The sequence below is a fragment of the Paraburkholderia phenazinium genome (assembly GCF_900141745.1).
Classification (GTDB): Bacteria; Pseudomonadota; Gammaproteobacteria; order Burkholderiales; family Burkholderiaceae; genus Paraburkholderia; species Paraburkholderia phenazinium_B.
This window is the reverse complement of the sequence record NZ_FSRM01000001.1, coordinates 4,392,405-4,413,011: the sequence shown is the minus strand read 5'-3', so window position 1 is coordinate 4,413,011 and position 20,607 is coordinate 4,392,405. Positions and strand designations below refer to the sequence as shown.

The window sequence follows — 20,607 nt, the reverse complement described above, 5'->3', positions numbered from 1 at the left end:
CTATGCGAAACAATGTTTTGCAAATGAGCCTTGAGTGTATCATCCGCTGATGCCTGCATCTACTCCCCTCGATCCCCTGGACGAGCGCAAATTTGTCGTCGCACTCGCTCGCGGCCTTGACCTCCTGCGCGCGTTCCGGCCCGGCGAGACCATGCTCGGCAACCGAGATTTCGTCGAACGCACGGGCTTGCCGAAGGCCACCGTCAATCGTCTGGCTTACACGCTGACGGTGCTGGGCTATCTGCGTCTCGACGAGACGTTAGGCAAATATGCGCTCGACGCCGGGGTGCTGTCACTTGGCTTCGCGCTGCTTTCGGGTACCGACACGCTCGAACTTGCCCGGCCGCACATGCGCACATTCGCTCGCGAGGTGGGGGCGGCGGTGTCGCTGGGATGTCGCGACGGCCTCGACATGATCTATCTGGAAACGATCCGCAGCGAGACAGCGCTCACGCTTGGCCTCGCGTCCGGGTCGAAGCTGTCAATGCTGACCAGTTCGATGGGGCGCGCGTATCTCGCGGTCCAACCGCTCGATATGCGCACGGCTTTGCTGGCGGAGTTGAAGAATGCGGCCGGCGAGGAGGGCGCCGCGCTGGTGGCGGATGCGGAGAAGGAGATTGAAGCGTTCTCCCGTGAACGCTGCTGCTACTCGTTTCGCGACTGGCACGACGATGTCAATGCGGTTGCGGTGCCGTTTCGCGAGCCGCGCGAGGGTCGCTGGATGGTGCTGAGTTGCAGCGGGCCGGCTTCGTCGATGGGGGAAGAGGTGTTTCGCGAGACGGTCGGGCCGCGTCTGAAGGCGCTGGCGCGCCGGCTGGGAGATACGGGCTGATGAGGCATCGTGGCATCGCCGCATGAAGTGTCATGTCATGCATGTCATGGCATCGCGAAAGGCGCTTCCTTCGCCTCGTGCCAAGGCCTCGCAGCAGGAGGACACGTTCCGCCGAACCTCAAACCGCCCCATCATGACTGTGCACCGCAAACAGCGGCCCCTGCACGAAGCGCACGTCATACTGCTGCAGCAGATCGAACTGTGCTTCGGTTGCCACCCGGTTGAAGATCAACGGTATCCGCAGCCGGTTCGCATAACCCACTAGCGGCTTCACCATCGCATCGCGCAACGCGAGGCCCGCATCCATCTTGATGAAGTCGAGCCGCGCCATGTCGGACACAGAGAGAATCTGACCGGCATTCGGCAGATTGCCCGCCACCTTGAACCCATACCGCTGATAACTCTTCGTCAGATAGCCGAGGAAGGTGCGGTGCGCGACCGCTGCCGCCGGCAACTCAATGACAATCCGCGATGGATTGAGCCCAAACGAAACCAGCACCGTCGAGAAGTGCCGGCCGTGGTCGTACTTCACGCTCTTCAGCAGACGTTCGTGGACGCGCAGAAACAGCAGCCCGTGGCGTTGCGCGCCGAAGAAATTGATCGCGTGCAGCGCGCGCGACATGCGATCCAGTGTGACCAGTTGCGGGTCATCTTCGATCCGGTCGAAAGGGGCGAGCGGGTCGAAGGGCTCGCCGTCGAGCCTCCGCGTGACGGCCTGGAATCCGAGTTCGTCGCCGAACCGGTCCACGCTCTCCGGCGCGGAAGATAGCGACTGGGCCAGCGCGTGCACGCTGATATCGAAGATCGGCTCATAGGCGCTTGCGAGTTCGAGCCCGTCGAAATGAGCGACCGCGGTGTCGTGATGGATGCCCTCGCCCAGCGTCAGATACTCGCCGAGAAACGGATGTTCGGCGGCACGTGCGACGAGTTGGGGGACAGTCTGCGGAATCATGAGTGGTTGTGGTGGCGCATCGTTGGCGCGTCGAAGCGCGGCCCTGGGCCGCATCTATTGATGGTAGCAGTCCGCACAACGGCGTCATGAACTAATTGCTGATAACCATATGGGGTTCGTATGGAAATTCAGGGTTAACGTTAATTTCACTATTCGTAATTCGTTTTACCATTCGTAAATTGCGGGATAGCCGCGATGGTGAAGCCATGTGCGCCCGAGATTGCGGAGCCGTACGCGCCACTAAACAGTCCGATGCAGTCAGGACGAGGAGACGACTCGATGAACGCCCAACCAGGGTCTGCCAACGTAATCGAAGTGGAGCGCGTGCTCGGCGAAACGCATCACCCGGCATTTCAGTTGATGTTGCTCGTGTTGTGCGGCTTGTGTCTCGTGATCGACGGTTTTGACGCGCAGGCGATGGGCTATGTGGCGCCGAGCGTGATTGGCGAATGGCACGTGTCGAAGGCGGCGCTCGGCCCGGTGTTCAGTGCGAGCCTGTTCGGGATGCTGCTAGGGGCGCTAGCGCTGTCGGTGCTGGCTGACCGCATTGGAAGGCGGCCAGTGCTGATTGGCGCGACGCTGTTCTTCGCATTGGCGATGCTGGCGACACCACTCGTGACGACGATCCCCGCCTTGCTTGCGCTGCGCTTCGTCACGGGCCTCGGGCTCGGCTGCATCATGCCGAACGCGATGGCGCTGGTCGGCGAATTCTCGAGCACCGCGCACCGCGTCAAACGGATGATGCTGGTGTCGTGTGGCTTCACGCTTGGCGCGGCGCTGGGCGGCTTCATCAGCGCGGCGTTGATCCCGACGTACGGCTGGCGTGCGGTGTTCTGGGTAGGCGGCACGGTGCCGTTGCTGCTTGCCTTCGCGATGCTGGCGGCGTTGCCGGAATCGCTGCAATTTCTGGTGCTCAAGGGCCGTCACGAACGCGCCCTGCGCTGGCTCAGCCGGTTCGATCCGAGTCTGCCCATCGGCGCTGACACGCGCCTCGTCGTGCGCGAAAAGGCCGCGAGCGGCGCGCCCGTTGCGGAACTGTTTCGCGCCGGCCGCACGCCGGTGACGCTGATCCTGTGGGCCATCAGCTTCATGAACCTGATCGATCTGTACTTCCTGTCGAACTGGTTGCCTACCGTCATGCACGAGGCCGGCTATACGCCTGCCACAGCGGTGATCGTCGGGACCGTGCTGCAGACCGGGGGCGTGGTGGGGACGCTACTGCTCGGCTGGTTTATCGAACGCTTTGGCTTTGTACGCGTGCTGTTCGTCTGTTTTGTCGCTGCCACTTTGACGGTCGGCATGATCGGCATGGTCGCTCATGCGCTGCCGTGGCTGCTGGTCGTGGTGTTCGCCGGCGGCTTCTGCGTGGTCGGCGGCCAGCCTGCCGTCAATGCGCTCGCCGGGCATTTCTACCCGACCTCGTTACGCTCGACGGGCATCGGCTGGAGTCTGGGCATCGGACGAATCGGCTCGGTGATCGGGCCGCTCGTCGGCGGTCAACTGATTGCGCTTAACTGGTCCAACGCTGCGCTGTTTCATGCGGCCGCCGTGCCGGTGCTGTGCTCGGCGTTACTGGTAATTGCCTTGGCCGGTGCGACGCGGCAACGCGATGGCGCAGCGGCGCAAGCGTTCTAAAGACAAGCCGAAGAGGGCATCAACGTGGCCTGATAAAGGCAAGTGCGATCTGGAAGCGGTCTAAAAGCGGCTTGCGGCTTGCCACAGGCCGGAGTTTTAACGGAGAACCTGCATGAACAACCCCACATACAAGCCTTCGAACGTGACTCTCGGCGGTCACGCGAGCGGGCACGCCGGCCAGCGGGTCGACCACAGCGCGCGCCCTGACATCGTGCCGGGCTATCAATCGGGCTTTGCCAACGAGTTCGCCACCGAAGCGCTGCCGGGAGCGTTACCGCAAGGCCGCAATTCGCCGCAGCGGGCGCCCTACGGTTTGTACGCCGAGCAACTGTCGGGCACGGCCTTTACCGCGCCTCGTAGCCACAACCGTCGCTCGTGGCTGTACCGGATCCGTCCGGCGGCGGTGCATCAGCCCTTTACCGCGCTGCCTTCGCACCGTCTGGTCGCGAACTTCCACGACGTGCCGCCGACCCCGCCCAACCAGTTGCGCTGGGATCCGCTGCCAATGCCTGCCGAGCCGACCGATTTCACCGACGGCTGGGTGACGATGGCCGGCAACGGCTCGGCCGAAGCGATGAGCGGCTGCGCGATTCATCTGTATGCGGCCAACCGTTCGATGCAGGACCGCTTCTTCTATAGCGCCGACGGCGAGCTGCTGATCGTGCCGCAGGAAGGGCGTCTGCACATCGCAACGGAGCTGGGGCTGATCGACGTCGAACCATTCGAGATCGCTGTAATCCCGCGTGGTGTGCGCTTTGCTGTTTCGCTGCCGGACGGCACAGCGCGCGGCTATATCTGCGAGAACTTCGGCTCCTTGTTGCGTCTGCCGGATCTGGGGCCGATCGGTTCGAACGGTCTCGCCAACCCGCGCGACTTTCTCACACCGCAAGCGGCATATGAAGATCGCGAAGGCGCCTTCGAACTCGTGGCGAAGCTCAACGGCAACCTGTGGCGTGCGGACATCGGCCACTCGCCGCTCGACGTGGTCGCGTGGCACGGCAACTACGCGCCGTACAAATACGATCTGCGCCGCTTCAACACGATCGGCTCGATCAGCTTCGATCATCCCGATCCGTCGATCTTCCTCGTGCTGCATTCACCGAGCGATACGCCCGGCGTCGACACGATCGACTTCGTGATTTTCCCGCCCCGCTGGCTCGCTGCGGAAGATACCTTCCGCCCACCCTGGTTCCATCGCAATGTGGCGAGCGAATTCATGGGGCTGGTGCACGGCGTCTATGACGCAAAGGCCGAGGGCTTTGTGCCGGGCGGCGCGAGTCTGCACAACTGCATGTCGGGTCATGGTCCGGATGCGGATACCTTCGAGAAAGCTTCGCATAGCGACACCTCGAAGCCGCATAGGGTTGGCGACACGATGGCTTTCATGTTCGAAGCCCGCACGCTGATCAAGCCGACTCGTTTCGCGCTGGAAACGGCGCAACTGCAGGCGCATTACTACGAGTGCTGGCAAGGTCTCAAGAAACACTTCAACCCGGAGCAGCGATGAAGGTATCGAGCGATCTTCAGGCGACGCTCGATGCGTCGCGCAAAAGCTGGATCGAAGCGGCGAACGAGCCCGCGTGCGACTTCCCGATCCAGAATCTGCCGTTTGGGATTTTCAGCGACGCGCACGAGGGCGCGCCGCGCGCGGGTGTGGCGATTGGCGACACGATTGTCGACCTGGCGGTGCTGCAAGCGGCCGGTTTGCTGCGTCTGCCGGGTGCGGCAGCAAGTCAGGACGTTTTCTCTCGCGACACGCTCAACGATTTCATTGCCCTCGGCCGCGACGCGTGGCGCAGCGTGCGGATCCAGTTGAGCAGCCTGCTCGCCCGCGAGACCGCTACGCTGCGCGACGACGCTGGCTTGCGCGAACGAGCGCTGGTGCCGCAGGCCGACGCCACGCTGCATCTGCCGGTACAGATTCCTGGCTACACCGATTTCTACTCGTCGAAGGAGCACGCGACCAACGTCGGTTCGATGTTCCGTGATTCTAAGAATGCGTTGCTGCCGAACTGGTCGGAAATGCCGATCGGCTACAACGGGCGCGCTTCATCGGTGGTGGTGAGCGGCACGCCGGTACGGCGTCCGAACGGTCAGCTCAAACTGCCCGACCAGGAGCGCCCGGTATTTGGTGCGTGCCGCAAGCTGGATATCGAACTGGAAACCGGCTTTATCGTCGGTCGCGGCAATGCGCTTGGCGAGCCGATTGCGTGTGCCGACGCGGAGGACCACATCTTCGGCATGGTGCTGCTCAACGACTGGAGCGCACGCGACATCCAGCAATGGGAATACGTGCCCCTCGGACCGTTCAACGCCAAGACTTTCGCCACGACCATTTCGCCATGGATCGTCACGCTCGACGCGCTCGAGCCGTTCCGCGTTTCACAACCGATGCAGGAACCTCAACCGCTGGAGTATCTGCGGCATGACGGTGCGCACGCGTTCGATATTGCGCTCGAGGTCACGCTACGTCCTCAGCAGGCGCAACAGGCGACCACCATCTCCCGTACCAATTTCCGTCACATGTACTGGACGATGGCGCAGCAGCTGGCGCACCACACTGTATCAGGCTGCAACGCGCGGGTGGGCGACCTGATGGGCTCGGGTACGATCAGCGGACCAGCCGAAGACGCGTATGGCAGCCTGCTGGAGCTGACGTGGAACGGCAAGAATCCACTAGAGCTGAAGGAAGGCGGCAGACGTGCGTTCATCGAGGACGGCGACGAACTGACGCTCGCAGGATGGTGCCAGGGCGATGGTTACCGGGTGGGTTTCGGCAAGTGCGTCGGGGAAATTCTGCCGGCGCACACGCACCAGTAGAAGCAGGAAACGCGCTGCGGGTTATCCGGCCACCGCAGCAGGCGGAGTACGCCGCTCCAGCGAAGCCGACCACAGCGTCAACCCAAGCGCGCCGAGCGCAGCGGCGACGCCGACCCACGGCAGCGTGGTCAATGGCGCGCCCGCGCCAATCGCCATGCCGCCGAGCCATGCGCCGGTGGCATTGCCCAGATTGAAGGCACCCTGATTCAGCGTGGAAGCGAGGTTTGGCGCATGACTCGCACGATCGACAATCAGCATCTGCAGCGGCGGCACGATTGCAAAGGCGAGCACACCCCACATGAAGATCGTGGCCATCGCGGGCACGGCCGAGTGCATCGTGCCGGCGAAGATCGTCAGGATCACTACGATGGCGAGCAGGAACGCCACCAGCGAAGGCATCAGGCGCCAGTCGGCGAGCTTGCCGCCGAGCGTGCTGCCCACCGTCAGCCCGAGGCCAAACAACAGCAGCACCAGCGTGACGGCATGCGGCGTCAAACCGGTGACGTCTTCGAGGATCGGCGTGATGTAGGTGAAGGTGGAAAAGAGGCTTGTCGAGGCCAGCACGCTGATGCCAAGCACCATCACCACTTGAGGGTTTTTCAACACGCTGAACTCGCGCAGAAGGCTCGCCTTCTGCATCTCGATCTTTGCGGGCAGGCACACGGCCAACGCTGCGGCGGCCAGCATGCCGATGACGGTTACAGCCCAGAACGTGGCCCGCCAGCCGACGGCCTGACCTAGCGCGGTGCCAAGCGGCACGCCGAGCACGTTGGCGAGCGTAAGACCGGTGAACATCAGGGCAATCGCCTGGGCCCGCCGGTTCGGCGCCACCAGGCCGGCTGCGACCACCGAGCCGATCCCGAAGAAGGCGCCATGGCAAAACGCCGTCACGATGCGCGCGACCATCAGGACACCGTAGTTGGGCGCCATGGCACATAGCAGGTTGCCGACGATGAACACGCCGATCAGGCTCATCAGGGCTTTTTTGCGCGGCATATTGGCGACCGCGATGGCGACGATCGGGGCGCCGATCGTCACGCCGAGCGCATAGGCCGACACCAGCATGCCGGCTGCGGGGATCGAGACGGCGAGGTCGCGTGCCACGTCGGGCAGCAAGCCCATGATGACGAATTCCGTGGTACCGATTCCAAACGCGGCAACAGCAAGGGCGAGCAGAGGCAAAGGCATGATGTGGAGATCGGTACGAAGGCTGCGCATTCCACGCATTGCCGGCGCGCGTTTTCGAAGTGAGAGCGCGAGCGCAGGCAGGGCAAACAAGTAAGGGATTGTACCTAAGCCAAAACGGCGTAGGTGGGGCGCGATCAAGTTGTTGTTTTTCGTTGAAGGCGTTGCCCCGCAGGGCTGCCGGCGAGGTTAGCCGCCGCCGGGTTCAAGTGCGTCGCCATGTCGTCCGGCGCCCTCGGCAAAGCGCAGCGCGCCCGCTACTCCCTCTGCGAATACCGCTTGATATCCTCCCTCGCCCTCGCGGCGGAAGGCCTCGGACAGATCGGTGAGGGTGCTGTTTTCGAGGGCCGAGCAACGGTCCGCCAACAATGCGGCCTGGGGAAGTGTCGCCAGTTCCGCGGCAAGCTTTTCGGCAGCGGTGCGCGCGGTGCCGGTTGCCACTACCCGATTCGCGAGCCCGAACGCCAGCGCTTCCTGCGACCCGACTGCGCGCCCCGTCAGGATCAGATCCAGCGCGCGCGACAAGCCAATCAGCCGCGGCAGCCGGATCGTGCCACCGTCGATCAGCGGAATGCCAACCCGTCTGCAGAAGACGCCTAGCACCGCATCCTCTTCGACCACCCGCAGGTCGCACATGGCCGCGAGTTCGAGGCCGCCCGCGACGGCGTACCCGGCAATCGCAGCGATCACGGGCTTGGTGAATACCATGCGGGTCGGACCCATCGGCCCGGGACCGCTGCCGTTGGCGTGCAGTTCGTTGCGACGGGTCTCGTCGCCGAGCGCGGTGAGGTCGGCGCCTGCGCAGAAGGTGCCGCCCGCGCCGAACAGGACCGCCGCCCGCCACGCCGACTCGGCTTCGAAACGCTCGAACGCCGCTCGCAACGCGTCCGCAGTCGGACGGTCCACCGCGTTGCGGCGCGCGGGCCGCTCGAGCACGATCGTGGCAACCGCATCGTTTGCTTCGATCCGCACGTGGTCGCCGAAGTGTTCTGAAGTCATCGCCGTCTCCACTGTTATTCGTCTTCGCCACATACGCCATATACGCCACATGCTGACTGATTAATGCAGGGCGTTGTCACATATACTTCACAGGGCACCCGTAGCGTAAGCGCTTTTTTAGCGTGCCGCGTGCTGGTGCACCGGCCCATTGAGTCTGCACCTGTTATTGTCCATGTCATCACCCACGCCGACTCTCGAATCCTCCATGGCGGAACCTATCTGGATCGTTCCGCTGTCTGAACATGCGTGGTACGACCACGTCCGTCTCAAGCGTGTGTTCGTCGCCGACGGCACCCGTCACCAGGTGGTGCTCGTCGATGCGCGCAAGCTGCTCGAATGCGCCGATCGCGACAATACCGACTACGTGCTGAAACCCGTCAACGAATGGCACACCGGTAAGGTGCGTGGCATTCGCGAGTTTCTCGATCCCGCCAATCCGCGCATCCCGCAGATGCCATATGTGACCATCTCGAAGCGCCGCGCGCCGGGCCTGATGGGTTGGCTCGGACTCGAGCACGAGGGGGTGGTGGCGTTCCGCAATGGCCAGCATCGCGCGCGCTATCTGGCCGAAGCGGGCGCACGCTGGTTTCCGGTAGAAGTCCACGAGCGCGAAGTCGCGTTGCTGCGTGAAGTATGCGGCGCCGCGGACGACGCGCGCACGGCGGTTCGCACTGCGATGGATGGGCGAGGGCGCTAGCCGCGCGCCTGCACCATGTTGCGCGGCGTACCGGCGAGCCATGCGGCCACGTTGCCGAGTGTCGTCTGCGCGATCTCGTTCATCGCCTCGCGGGTGAAGAACGCCTGATGAGCCGTGACGATCACGTTCGGGAACATCAGGAGGCGCGCCAGCACGTCGTCCTGCAGTGGCCGGTTGGAATGGTCCTCGAAGAACAGGCCGCCTTCTTCCTCGTAGACGTCGAGCCCCAGGTTGCCGAGCTGGCCGCTCTTGAGCGCGCCGACCAGCGCATTGCTTTCAACGAGGCCGCCCCGGCCCGTGTTGATCAGCATCGAGCCGCACTTCATTTTGGCCAGCGCGCTATCGTCGATCAGATGGTAAGTGTCTGGCACCAGCGGACAGTGCAGACTGACGACATCGCTTTCGGCAAGCAGCGTGTCGAGCGGCACGTAGCGCGCGCCAAGCGCCAGCAGATCCTCTGCGGGTGTGCCGGGGTCGTATGCGAGGATCTGCATGCCGAAGCCGGCCATGATGCGCCCGAACACCCGGCCGATCATGCCGGTGCCGACCACGCCGACCGTCTTGCCATGCAGGTCGAAACCGAGCAACCCATGCAGCGAAAAGTCGCCTTCGCGGGTTCGCGCTGCGGCGCGCGGCAGGCGCCTGTTGAGGGCGAGAATCAGCCCCACCGCATGTTCGGCGACGGCATACGGCGAATAGGCCGGTACGCGCACCACGGTGATGCCCAGGCGTTCAGCCGCAGCCAGGTCGACGTGATTGAAGCCTGCCGAACGCAGTGCGATCAGGCGCGTGCCGCCGGCATGCAGCCGCTCCAGAACCGCTGCGTCGGCACAGTCGTTGACGAACGGGCAGACCACCTCGAAGCCGTCTGCCAGCACGGCGGTTTCCGCGTCGAGATGCGACTCCTGAAAGTGCAGATCGTACCCATGCGCGGTGTTCGCTTCGCGAAATGTCTCGCTGTCGTACTGACGGCTACTAAACAGGATCATGCGCATGGGAGCCTCCACCGACGGGATGCCGATAGTTTAAGCCCCCCGCGGCGCATGCAGACCGGTGCGCATTTCTTTCGCCATGGGTGGTGGCGTCTGTGCTGGCGGTTCCGGCATGGATACGCCATTCGTGTCCGGCATGCGTGAGGCGTCGACGGCGGCGTCCGCAATACCTGCGACGTCTGCGGCGTCGGATGGGTCCCACGGGCCTGCCGCCACACGGCTGAAATGTTGGAGCGTATGCTCCACGAACGAGCGTGTCCTCGCCGGCAGGAACTGCCGGTTCGGATACACGATCGACACCTTGAGGTCGGGATCGTCCACGCGATGATCCGCCATGATTCGCTTCAAGGTACCGGCGGCGAGATCGTCGGCCACCATCTGCCATGGCAGGATCGCAATGCCCATACCGGCCAGCACCCCAAGCCGCACCATCTGCGCGTTGTTGACGGAATACACCGGTTGAAGTGTGATCTCTTCGGTGCGATGCGAAGGCCCACTGAAATGCCAGGTGATGCTGCCTTGCTCCGATGGCAGCGCGACAAACGCTTGCAATGCCAGTTGTTCGGGCAGTTGCGGCTCGCCGTGCTCGGCGAGATACGCAGGCGCCGCGCAGACCACCAGCGAATGCGTGCCGATTGGCCGTTCGACCAGATCGTGGCTTGGTGCCGTGAAGCCGGTGACGATACCGACGTCGTACCCATCTTCAATCAGGTCGACGCGCCGGTCGGTCAGCGTGAGCCGCACCTTGATCTTCGGATACAGCCTGCGAAAGCTGTCGAGCAAGGGTGTCAGCGAAAGCAGCGAGAGCGCACCGGAAGCGACGAGGCGCAACGTACCGCCAGGCTCGGCCTGGGTATCGCCCAATGCGGTTTCCAGACGGTCCAGTTCTTCCAGCAGCCCACGGCATCCTTCGAGGTATCGCGTGCCGGCCTCGGTCAGGGCGACATTGCGGGTGGTCCGATTGATGAGCCGGGTTTTCAGATGAGCTTCGAGCGTGGCGATGGCGCGCGTGACCAGCGCGTTCGACACCTCGAGTTGCTGGGCGGCGCGGCGAAAGCTCTCAGTCTCGGCCACCCTGACGAAAACGCGCATTGCATGAATCTGGTTCATTGAAAACCGCCCTCGTGTATTTGTTGGAAGGCCACGTTATGAGCCACGTAGCGGCATGCGGGCCAACTCGGAATCGCCCGGGATCCTGGTCTTGCGTCTTCTGTTGAAAATAATATTGACTATTTCAAAAAATTACAATATTTATTGATAAGGCATGCTGAATTTGGAAGTGTGTACATTCCGCCACCTGTCTGTAATGAATTAGGGATTGGCGGAATTATTCTGAATTAGTCAAACAATTCGACGGTGCAATCATGCCCATAACCTTTGCATAAGGTGTTGGGCCACTTCACGAGGCAATCGATGCGTGTCGTCAATATGAGCTTTACTGCACGTCTTCACCGCGCTGCCGCATGACGGCGTTAAACGTCTTCATGGCCCGTCACGAAGGTGCAATAAAACCTGAATCGAATGGTGGATGTTGCGCCCCTTTGATGTAGTAGCTCGTCCTGGCTCAAAAATATCCCGAAATGGGCTTTTGAGAATTTCAAGGCTATTTTTTCTCATAAATATTCTGAATTCACCGTAAAGAGACGAACCGGAACATGATCGGCGAATTGCTCAGGTCGCAACCGGAAATCGCGTTGTTCGCGAGCCTTGCGCTCGGATATTTCATTGGCTCATTCAAGATCGGACCCATTCAGCTTGGCGGTGTCTGCGGTACGTTGATCGTGGCGCTACTGTTGGGTCAAACCGGCGCCCGCCTCGCGCCCGATCTGAAAAATATCGCTTTTGCATTGTTCATCTTCGCGCTGGGCTTCACCGGCGGTCCGCAGTTTTTCGCCAACATCGGACGTGGCTGGCGCTATGGACTGCTGTCGATAGTCGAAATCGTTTCCGTGCTGATCCTCATCATGGTCGCGGTGTTCGCGCTGCGTCTCGATGCGGGTACCGCCGCCGGGTTACTGGCGGGCGCTGCCACGGAGTCGGCAGTGATCGGCACGGCTTCCGAGGCGATCTCCAAACTTGGTCTTGCCGACGCCGAAACGGCGCGTCTGCAAGCCAACATCGTGACCGCCTATAGCGTCAGCTACCTGTTTGGCCTGATCACAATCGTGCTGTTTACGAGCCAGTTTGCGCCGCTGCTGCTGCGCGTCAATTTGCGCGAAGAAGCGGAACGCGTGTGGCACAAGCTCGGCGGTGACGGTGCGCTAGACGAAGGACAACGGATGGGTGCGCCTGCTTTGGTGGGGCGGGCGTTTCGCGTCGGTCCCGCAGCGGGATTGTCGATCGGGGTGCTCGAACAGCGTTACGGTTCCAATCTGACAGTCGAACAGGTCGACCGGAACGGCGCGAGTGTGGCCATCGCCCCTGGTGTGCTGCTGGCAGCCGACGATCTCGTGCTGGTGGCCGGCCGCCGCGAGGCGCTAGTCGCGGCGGCTGCGGCAATCGGCACGGAGGTCGCTGATGCGCGCTTTGGCGCGCTGCCGGTCGAGCGCGTGGACGTGGTGTTGACGCGGCGCGAGGTGCACGGGCAAAGCGTTGCCCAACTGCGCGAACAGGCGGGACCGGAGCAAGGGCGAGGTGTCTACATCGCCGCGGTAACACGTCTCGAAACGCGGATTCCTGCCCTACCCGGTACCGAACTGAACCGCGGTGACGTGCTGACCCTGGTTGGCGCGAAGGCGGATGTGGCGCGCGGTGCGCGTCAGCTCGGCTATGTGCTGCCGCCTACCCAGAAAACGGATTTCGTCTATCTCGGACTGGGCGTGTTGGCCGGCATGGCGATCGGACATCTGGGCGGCCGGATCGGCGGTGTTTCGGTTGCATTGGGTACAGGAGGCGGCTGCCTGCTGTCCGGTTTGCTGTTCGGCTGGATCCGCTCGCGCTATCCGCTGATAGGCTCGTTGCCGTCCGCCGCCGCGCAGATCCTGAAGGACTTCGGTCTTGCCACCTTTATTGCTGCGGTCGGTCTTTCAGCTGGGCCGGATGCGATCAAGCTGGTTCGCGAATACGGCGTCGCGTTGCCGTTCGTAGGGATCCTGATGGTGCTGATTCCTGGGCTGCTGTCGCTGTGGATCGGTCGCATGTTTCTCAAACTGGATGCCCCCATGTTGCTCGGTGCGATCGCCGGGCAGCAGTGCAGCACGCCGGCCATCAGCGCGCTGGTCGGCGTCACCGGTAATTCGACGCCGGTGATCGGCTACACGATCACCTACGCACTTTCCAACATTCTGCTGCCGTTGATGGGGCCGGTGGTCGTCGGCCTTGCGGGCAAGTTCGGATAAGCACAGTGACAGCAATAGCAGCACAGACGCCGCGCATGGAACGGATGCCGCGCGGTGCACGAAAGCGCATCGCACGAATGCGCGGTGTATGACGCGCGGGGCAGGTTTGGCGCATGGCTAGCGCAATCAAGGGCGCAGATGGGAGTGCAGCAACGTTGACTTCCATCGGCCATCACACCGGGCAGTCCGGTCAATATTTATTGCGAGGGCAAGATGGACTGGCTACACAACATCTTTCATAAGTCACCTGAGATCGCGTTGTTTCTTTCCCTGGCAGTGGGCTACTACGTCGGCCAGATCAATTTCGGCAAGTTCCAGTTGGGCGGTGTGGGCGGTTCGCTGCTTGCCGCGGTGGTGATCAGTCAGGCCGGGGTCACGATCGACAATGGGGTGAAGTCCGTGATGTTCGCCGTGTTCATTTATGCGGTCGGCTACGACTCCGGACCGGGCTTCTTCAACTCGCTCAATCGCAAGACGCTGCGCGAGATCGCGATGGCGATTTTCCTGGCCGTATCGGCGCTGATCACGGTCATTGTGTGTGCGAAGCTTTTTCACCTCAACAAGGGGCTCGCGGCAGGGCTCGCGGGCGGTGCGTTGACCCAGTCGGCCATCATCGGCACAGCGGGTGACGCGATCGCGCGGCTTGATTTACCGCTCGATCAGATCAAGTCGCTGCAATCCGACGTGGCAATTGCCTATGCCGTTACCTATGTGTTCGGCTCCTTGGGGGCGATCATCGTCTGCGTGAATATCTTGCCGAAGTTCATGGGGCAGGGCTTGCGCGAGGCGTCGATCGAGGCCGAAAAGGAGTTGGCCGGCAATGCGCCGGCACAGGCAGCGGGGCAACTGTCAGCGTTGCCGGAGGTCGTAGGGCGCGCGTACCGGGTGGGGACGGGCGCGGGTCGCAAAGTCTCCGAGATCGAACTGGCGCAGAAAGACATGATCACGATCGAGCGCGTCCGGCGTGGCGGCAAGGCGCTCGAGCCGGCTCCGGATCTCGTGCTCGAAGCGGATGACGTGGTGCTGGTAGTAGGGCGCCGCGAAGGCGTGGTCGGCCTGTGGAATCTGATCGGCGACGAACTCGCGGAAACCGAGGGCGTCAGCATCGTGATGCAGACCCGTCAGGGCGTGTTCACACGCAAGGGCATGAATCACACCACGATCGCGGAAGTGCGCCAGAACGTGGATCGCGATCTGCGTCACGGCGTGTATATCGAGGGCGCGACGCGTGCCGGCCAGCCGCTGCCCATCCTGCCGGAAACCCGGCTTGAACACGGCGACGTGATCACGTTTTACGGCTCGCCGAAAGACACCAAACGTGCGGTCGATGCTGCCGGCTACGAACTGCCGTACAGCAACAAGACTGACTTTATCTACATGGGCGTGGGCCTCGTACTCGGTTTGCTGATCGGTCTGGTTGTGCTCGATGTGGGCGGCATTCCGCTGACGCTTGGCTCGGGCGGCGGTTGCCTGCTGGCCGGCCTGCTGTTCGGCTGGATGCGCGGCAAGCATCCGATGTACGGCGTGCTGCCCTCGGCTGCCTCGCAATTGCTGAAGGACTTCGGCCTCGCCGCGTTCGTCGCGGTCGTGGGCCTGAACTCCGGTTTGCAGGCAGTGGTCACGGTCAAGCAGAGCGGCATGACGATCTTCCTGCTCGGCGTGTTCGTCACGCTATTCCCGCTGCTGCTGACGATGCTGTTCGGCCGCTACGTGCTCGGTTACCGGAACGCCGCGATTCTGGCCGGTGCACTGTCCGGCTCGCGCAGTGCGAACCCCGCGTTCGGCGGTGTGCTCGACAAGGCGGAGAGCGCCGTGCCCACCGTGCCGTTCGCCATCACTTATGCGATCGCCAATGTGGCGCTGACCCTGCTTGGGCCGCTTGTCGTGGGTCTCGTCTGACGCCGGCTCACTCTCACAAGGTTCGATCAAGGCTTGATTCGCAACCCTTAATTCCTTCACGCCGGCGCTGCCGCAGGAGCGCGCCCGCCGGCGCATCCCACCCTTGAATGGAGAATGCATCATGGCAAAAGGCAAAGGCGAAACCGAACAGGACAAGCTGGCAGCACTCAGCCCGTTCGAACTGAAGGATGAACTGATCAAGGCCGCCGGCGGCGGCGCGGTAGAGCGTCCCGCAAACGTCTCGATGCTCAACGCCGGCCGCGGCAACCCGAACTTTCTGGCAACCATTCCGCGCCACGGCTTCTGGCAACTCGGTCTCTTTGCGATGCGCGAATCGGAGCGCTCGTTCGCGTATATGCCCGAGGGTGTGGGCGGCTTTCCGCGCCGCGAAGGACTGACCGAACGTTTCGATCTGTTCCTGCGCGAAAACAAAGGTGTGCCAGGTATTGATTTTCTGAGAGGCGCGGTTTCGTATGTGCGCGATCAACTCGGTCTTTCCGCCGGGGATTTCCTGTACGAAATGTGCGAAGGCATCCTTGCCTCGAACTATCCGGTGCCGGACCGCATGCTGAAGCTCTCCGAGGTGATTGTCGGCCAGTACCTGCGGCGCGAGATGATCGGCAAGCATCCGTTTGTCGGCGAGTTCGACATTTTCGCGGTGGAGGGCGGCACCGCGGCGATGACGTACATCTTCAACACGATGCGCGAAAACCATCTGATCAAGGCTGGCGATACGATCGCGCTCGGCATGCCGATCTTCACGCCGTACATCGAGATTCCGCGTCTGAACGACTACCAGCTCAATGTCGTGAATCTCGAGGCTACGGTGGAAAGCGGCTGGCAATATTCGAACAAGGAGCTCGACAAGCTGCGCGATCCGAAGGTGAAGGCGTTCTTCCTCGTCAATCCGAGCAATCCGCCTTCGGTTAAGATCAGTGACGAGAGCCTTCAATACATCGCCGAGATCGTCAAGGAACGCCCGGACCTGATCCTGCTCACCGACGATGTCTACGGCACCTTCGCCGACGACTTCGTGTCGCTGTTTGCGCTGGCGCCGAAAAACACGATCCTCGTGTACTCGTACTCGAAATACTTTGGGGCGACCGGCTGGCGTCTCGGCACGATCGCGACGCATCGCGACAATGTGCTCGACAGACTGCTCGCAGAATTGCCGAAGGACGTGAAGAAGGAACTGCATACGCGCTACGAATCGATCACGACCGAGCCGGACAAGCTCAAGTTCATCGACCGGCTGGTGGCCGACAGCCGCACCGTCGCGCTGAATCACACGGCCGGTCTGTCGACGCCGCAGCAGGTGCAGATGGTGCTGTTCTCGCTGTTCTCGTTGATGGATACGCCGGACGCGTACAAGAACGCGCTGAAGCGCCTGATCCGCAGCCGCAAGGAGGCGCTGTACGAAGAGGTCGGCATCTCGTTCAAGGACGACGATCCGAACCAGGTCGACTACTACACGATTCTCGATATCGAGTTCCTCGGGGAACGGATGTTCGGGCGCAAATTCGTTGAGTGGCTGCTCAAGAATACCGAGCCGAGCGAATTGCTGTTCCGGCTCGCGCGCGAGGCGCGGGTGGTGCTATTGCCGGGCAAGGGCTTCGGCACGCAGCATCCGTCGGGGCGGGTGTCGCTCGCGAACCTCAACGAGTCGGACTATCGCCAGATCGGCCGGGCGATGCGCAGGCTGATCGAGGAGTATGTCGAACGGTACAACAAGGACACGGGCGGCAAGCTCGACAAGCATGCGGTGAAATAAGCACAAGCGCGGGCAATCTGTCCCGTGCTGGCGGGCGACTAGCACTGTCAAAAAACTTGCACAATCGCCCGGATCGGTTAATGATCGTCGTTCAGGATGTGAGCGGCCTCGCCAGCGTCAAGATTGGCGAGGCCGTTTGCATCTGGGCAGCCTGACGTGTTCATGCGTCGCTTCACGATCATGAGCGCGTTCAGCCTCTGCCGCACTTTGAAATCCTCCGTACCGATCAGATCATGCCGACCACATCTTCCACGCCCGTCCCCTGTCCCGACGTCGAATCGCTCGACGCCATCCTCCCCGAAGAACCGTTGCTGATGATGGGCGCCGGCCCTGTGCCGATTCCCGCCGCCGTCGCCAAGGCCAATACGGTGGTGATCAATCACCTCGGCAGCACGATGGTGAAGGTGATCGGGCAGGTGAAGACCATGGCGCGCTACGTGTTCCAGACGCATTCGAAGTGGGTGCTGGGTGTGGCGGGTCCGGGCTCGGCCGCAATGGAAATGGCTATCTCGAACCTGGCCTGGACTGGCACGCGCGTGCTCAGTATCAAGAATGGCTTTTTCAGCGAACGGATGGCGGAGATGGGCCGGCGCGTCGGCGCCGAGGTATCGATGCTCGACGTAGCGGACCGCACGGTCGCGAGTCTCGATCAGGTTGCCGAAGCGATCCGCCGCGAGCGGCCCGAGATCGTCACGATCGTGCAGGGCGAGACCTCCAACACGGTCGTGAATCACCATCTTAAGGACATCGCCGCGCTGGCGAAGGCGGCCGGTGCGCTGGTGATCGTCGACGCCGTCTGCACGCTCAGCACCATGCCGCTCGAGATGGACGCGTGGGGCATTGACGCGGTGATTACCGGTGGGCAAAAAGGGCTTTCGTCGATTCCGGGCGTCTCGCTGATTGCTTTCTCGGACGCGGCGTGGGCGCGCGTGAAGGGTCGCAAGGCGCCGAACGCCCACTGGTGCCTCGATGCCTCGCTCGCGGAAAACTTCTGGCACAACGCTGGCTATCACTACACCGCGCCGGTCTCGGGCGTGCTGGCCTTGCATGAGGCGCTGCGTCTGGTGTGCGCAGAGACGCTTGAGAAGCGGTTTGCGCGACATCTGAAGTGTTCGGTGGCGCTGCAGGAAGGCATTACGGCGCTCGGTTTGCAACTCTATGCGCCGCAGGAATGCCGTCTGAATTCCGTGGTCGGCATCGAGGTGCCCGGTACCTTGAGTCCGGCGGATATCTGCGGCCACATCTCGCGTCAGCATCAGGTGGAAATCTCCGGCTCATTCGGCTTACCGATTGTGCGGATCGGGCAGATGGGCGAGCAATGCCGCGAGCACAATCTCTTCCGCACGTTGCATGCGCTCGGCCGCACGGTGCTGGATCTGGGCGTCGCGGTCGATTTGCCGGCGGGCGTAGCGGCGTTGGAGAAGTCGCTGTCCGGCGGCGCACGCGGCGCGGCGGCGCGTTAGATCACCTCAATGTGCGGGCGGGCTGGCGAGTTGCCCGCTTTTGCGCGTCAGATCGCCGCAGATGGCGTCAGCTTTTTTGGAATAGAGCCTCAAACTGCGACTGCAGGTCACGTGCCAGGTTTGCGTTTCCTTACTATTATTACAACTGAACGATGACGCAAATCAAGGCTAACAGGGCAACAGTGATTTCTCATGTGAGGTGTCACGCCCCGCCTGTAAAGGGGGTACCAAATGAGCAAGACCATCCATCACGAACGTCTCGCGTTACTGGAGACTATCGCCACCGAAGTACTCGGCATCGACACGCTTGAGCAGACCGGAAAGTTGACGAAGGATCTGCATGTCATCCATATCGAGGACCTCGCCCATGTGCTCGAGGCTGCCTACGATGCAGGACTAGTGGTCGGGCATCGCGTAGCCCGCGGCGGCGACGCCGATCCGCAAACATCGCAAGAAGTTTTCTTTCCTTGAACGCCTGAACGGCAGCAGGCTCGCCCCAAACGGGGCTAAGCCTGTCAGTCAGGTCGCAGCGGGCGCGTTTGGTACGCGGGCGTTCCGCAGATACAGCATGGTCGACAGCGCCACGGCTGCAGCCGCGGCCACCGCGGCAAACAGGAACACCGAGCCGTAGCCAAATTCACCCGCAATGTACCCGGCGAGCGGTCCGGTGATCCCCAGCGACAGGTCGAGGAACACCGAGTAAGCGGACAACGCCGCGCCGCGGCTAGCCGGCGGCACGAGGCCCACGGCTTCGACGCCCAGCGCTGGAAACACGAGCGCAAAACCAAACCCGGTCAAAGCGGCCCCAGCCAGCGCGAAATGGGGCTCGGGCGCGAGCCACAGCATCAGCAGGCCAACGCATTCGAACGAGAACGACGCAATCGCCACCCGAAAGCCGCCATACGTCTTGATGGTATTGGCGAACAACAGGCGTGCGCCGATGAAAAGCGTGCCGAACACGGTTAGTGACAACGCCGCATTCGGCCAATGCCGCGCCGCATAGAACAGTGTGATGAAGGTCGCGATCGAACCGAAGCCGGCCGAGCCGAGCGCGAGTCCGATCCCATGCGGCAGCACGCGCATGAACACGCTTCGGTACGACATCCGTTCGCCGTGCACGACCGGTACGGGCGCGATCAGCCGCGCCAGATAGTAGCCAAGCGCAGCCAGCGCGATGACCACGATACCGAGCGCCGTATAGCCGACCGTATGCGCAATCGCCACGCCGAGCGGCGCGCCGATGGCCAGCGCTCCGTAGGTAGCGATGCCGTTCCACGAGATCACGCGGGCGTTGTGCGACACGCCGACTCGCCCGATCCCCCACAGAATCGCCCCCGTCCCACACAGGCTTTCGCCGAAGCCGAGTACCAATCGGCTCAGCACCAGCAGCGCGAGGCTCACGCCTGGCCAGTGGCCGCACAGCACGGCGAGCAGCAGCATGATGCCGCTCGTGCCGCAGCCGATCAGTCCGATTGCCACGGTCCGCTTCGGGCCGAGCGTGTCCGCAGAGCGGCCAGCGAGTGCACGCGAGGCCAGCGTGGCCAGATACTGCACGCTGATCGCCGCCCCGGCGATGATCGCGCTAAAACCGAGGTCGTCGTGGACGTAGCCAGGTAGCACCGCCAGCGGAATCCCGATGGTCAGGTAGCAAATAAACGTGAAAAAGACGACCGGAATGATCTGCAGAGTGGTCGCAAATTCGCTGCGCGATGTGGCTGTGTCGGCGGACATGGGGAAAACGAGACTTGAAAACGGCGGAAAGCCGTGATTTTCCCATGGAACCGATTCCCTTGCAGGATTTGCTTAATATTTTTCGCGTCAAAAATACGGCGGCGGATCGATATAGAGGTGCGATTTTGGCGACTGGCGGGCGGTCAGGCCCGATCTGAGAACTGGCGATATGGCTGAAATAACGTATTGAGCATGAAAATACGGCAATAAACCATGCTAGATATAAGTCCGATTCGCTCAAAACCTATCTCCTTATCGTCCAAACGATATGTCCCGCATGTGCTCCTCGCTAT

General features: G+C 62.3%; 16 protein-coding genes. 10 read left to right on the top strand and 6 right to left on the bottom strand.

Going from position 1 to position 20,607, the window contains the following annotated elements; genetic code table 11:
• The first annotated feature begins 46 nt into the window (after positions 1–46).
• The gene (locus BUS06_RS19735; protein ID WP_174567536.1) at positions 47–832 is read left to right on the top strand and encodes an IclR family transcriptional regulator; all 786 of its coding nucleotides are present in this window, start codon (positions 47–49) and stop codon (positions 830–832) included.
• 118 nt (positions 833–950) lie between these two features.
• Here BUS06_RS19735 and BUS06_RS19730 read toward each other — a convergent pair whose 3' ends face one another.
• The gene (locus tag BUS06_RS19730) at positions 951–1,784 is read right to left on the bottom strand and encodes an EAL domain-containing protein (RefSeq protein ID WP_074265779.1); all 834 of its coding nucleotides are present in this window, start codon (positions 1,782–1,784) and stop codon (positions 951–953) included.
• A 279-nt stretch (positions 1,785–2,063) separates the two neighbouring features.
• Here BUS06_RS19730 and BUS06_RS19725 point away from each other — a divergent pair, with 279 nt between their 5' ends.
• The 3 genes from BUS06_RS19725 to fahA all read left to right on the top strand — a co-directional run bounded on the left by BUS06_RS19725 (position 2,064) and on the right by fahA (position 6,239).
• A complete protein-coding gene (locus BUS06_RS19725) occupies positions 2,064–3,419 on the top strand; it encodes an MFS transporter (RefSeq protein ID WP_074265778.1) in 1,356 nt (451 codons plus the stop codon).
• Between the two features lie 112 nt (positions 3,420–3,531).
• Complete coding sequence (hmgA, locus tag BUS06_RS19720) at positions 3,532–4,926, top strand: homogentisate 1,2-dioxygenase (RefSeq protein ID WP_254368880.1); 1,395 nt, start codon at positions 3,532–3,534, stop codon at positions 4,924–4,926.
• Positions 4,923–6,239: a fumarylacetoacetase gene (gene fahA, locus BUS06_RS19715; RefSeq protein WP_074265777.1), complete on the top strand. Its 1,317-nt coding sequence runs from the start codon at positions 4,923–4,925 to the stop codon at positions 6,237–6,239. The genes hmgA and fahA overlap by 4 nt, the downstream gene beginning before the upstream one ends.
• 21 nt (positions 6,240–6,260) lie before the next feature.
• On the opposite strand, the gene BUS06_RS19710 is transcribed toward fahA, so the two are convergent.
• Both BUS06_RS19710 and BUS06_RS19705 read right to left on the bottom strand, forming a co-directional pair.
• Positions 6,261–7,427 (bottom strand): MFS transporter, encoded by a 1,167-nt coding sequence (locus BUS06_RS19710; RefSeq protein WP_074266203.1) that lies wholly within the window; start codon positions 7,425–7,427, stop codon positions 6,261–6,263.
• A 186-nt stretch (positions 7,428–7,613) separates the two neighbouring features.
• Positions 7,614–8,423: a crotonase/enoyl-CoA hydratase family protein gene (locus BUS06_RS19705; protein WP_074265776.1), complete on the bottom strand. Its 810-nt coding sequence runs from the start codon at positions 8,421–8,423 to the stop codon at positions 7,614–7,616.
• A 205-nt stretch (positions 8,424–8,628) separates the two neighbouring features.
• On the opposite strand from BUS06_RS19705, the gene BUS06_RS19700 reads away from it, so the two are divergent.
• Complete coding sequence (locus BUS06_RS19700; RefSeq protein WP_367946958.1) at positions 8,629–9,120, top strand: plasmid fertility inhibition factor family protein; 492 nt, start codon at positions 8,629–8,631, stop codon at positions 9,118–9,120.
• Here the strand turns inward: BUS06_RS19700 and BUS06_RS19695 are convergent.
• Positions 9,117–10,115 carry a 2-hydroxyacid dehydrogenase gene (locus BUS06_RS19695; RefSeq protein WP_074265774.1) on the bottom strand — a complete coding sequence of 333 codons (999 nt, stop codon included), beginning with the start codon at positions 10,113–10,115 and terminating at the stop codon, positions 9,117–9,119. The two genes, BUS06_RS19700 and BUS06_RS19695, sit on opposite strands and share 4 nt — an antisense overlap.
• A gap of 30 nt (positions 10,116–10,145) precedes the next feature.
• Positions 10,146–11,222, bottom strand: coding sequence for a LysR family transcriptional regulator (locus BUS06_RS19690; RefSeq protein ID WP_074265773.1), 1,077 nt, complete (start codon positions 11,220–11,222; stop codon positions 10,146–10,148).
• 545 nt (positions 11,223–11,767) lie between these two features.
• On the opposite strand from BUS06_RS19690, the gene aspT (BUS06_RS19685) reads away from it, so the two are divergent.
• The 5 genes from aspT (BUS06_RS19685) (at position 11,768) to BUS06_RS19665 (ending at position 19,054) form a co-directional block, all read left to right on the top strand.
• Positions 11,768–13,450 carry an aspartate-alanine antiporter gene (gene aspT, locus BUS06_RS19685; protein WP_074265772.1) on the top strand — a complete coding sequence of 561 codons (1,683 nt, stop codon included), beginning with the start codon at positions 11,768–11,770 and terminating at the stop codon, positions 13,448–13,450.
• 213 nt (positions 13,451–13,663) lie between these two features.
• Entirely contained in the window at positions 13,664–15,349 is a 1,686-nt protein-coding gene (gene aspT, locus BUS06_RS19680) for an aspartate-alanine antiporter (RefSeq protein ID WP_074265771.1), read from the top strand.
• Between the two features lie 121 nt (positions 15,350–15,470).
• The gene (locus tag BUS06_RS19675; protein WP_074265770.1) at positions 15,471–17,120 is read left to right on the top strand and encodes a bifunctional aspartate transaminase/aspartate 4-decarboxylase; all 1,650 of its coding nucleotides are present in this window, start codon (positions 15,471–15,473) and stop codon (positions 17,118–17,120) included.
• Positions 17,121–17,353: 233 nt separating this feature from the next.
• Positions 17,354–18,583: a pyridoxal-phosphate-dependent aminotransferase family protein gene (locus BUS06_RS19670; RefSeq protein WP_074265769.1), complete on the top strand. Its 1,230-nt coding sequence runs from the start codon at positions 17,354–17,356 to the stop codon at positions 18,581–18,583.
• A gap of 231 nt (positions 18,584–18,814) precedes the next feature.
• Positions 18,815–19,054 carry a DUF6900 domain-containing protein gene (locus BUS06_RS19665; RefSeq protein ID WP_074265768.1) on the top strand — a complete coding sequence of 80 codons (240 nt, stop codon included), beginning with the start codon at positions 18,815–18,817 and terminating at the stop codon, positions 19,052–19,054.
• Between the two features lie 48 nt (positions 19,055–19,102).
• On the opposite strand, the gene BUS06_RS19660 is transcribed toward BUS06_RS19665, so the two are convergent.
• Positions 19,103–20,314, bottom strand: a complete 1,212-nt coding sequence (locus BUS06_RS19660; RefSeq protein WP_074265767.1) for an MFS transporter — start codon at positions 20,312–20,314, stop codon at positions 19,103–19,105.
• Positions 20,315–20,607 lie beyond the last annotated feature (293 nt).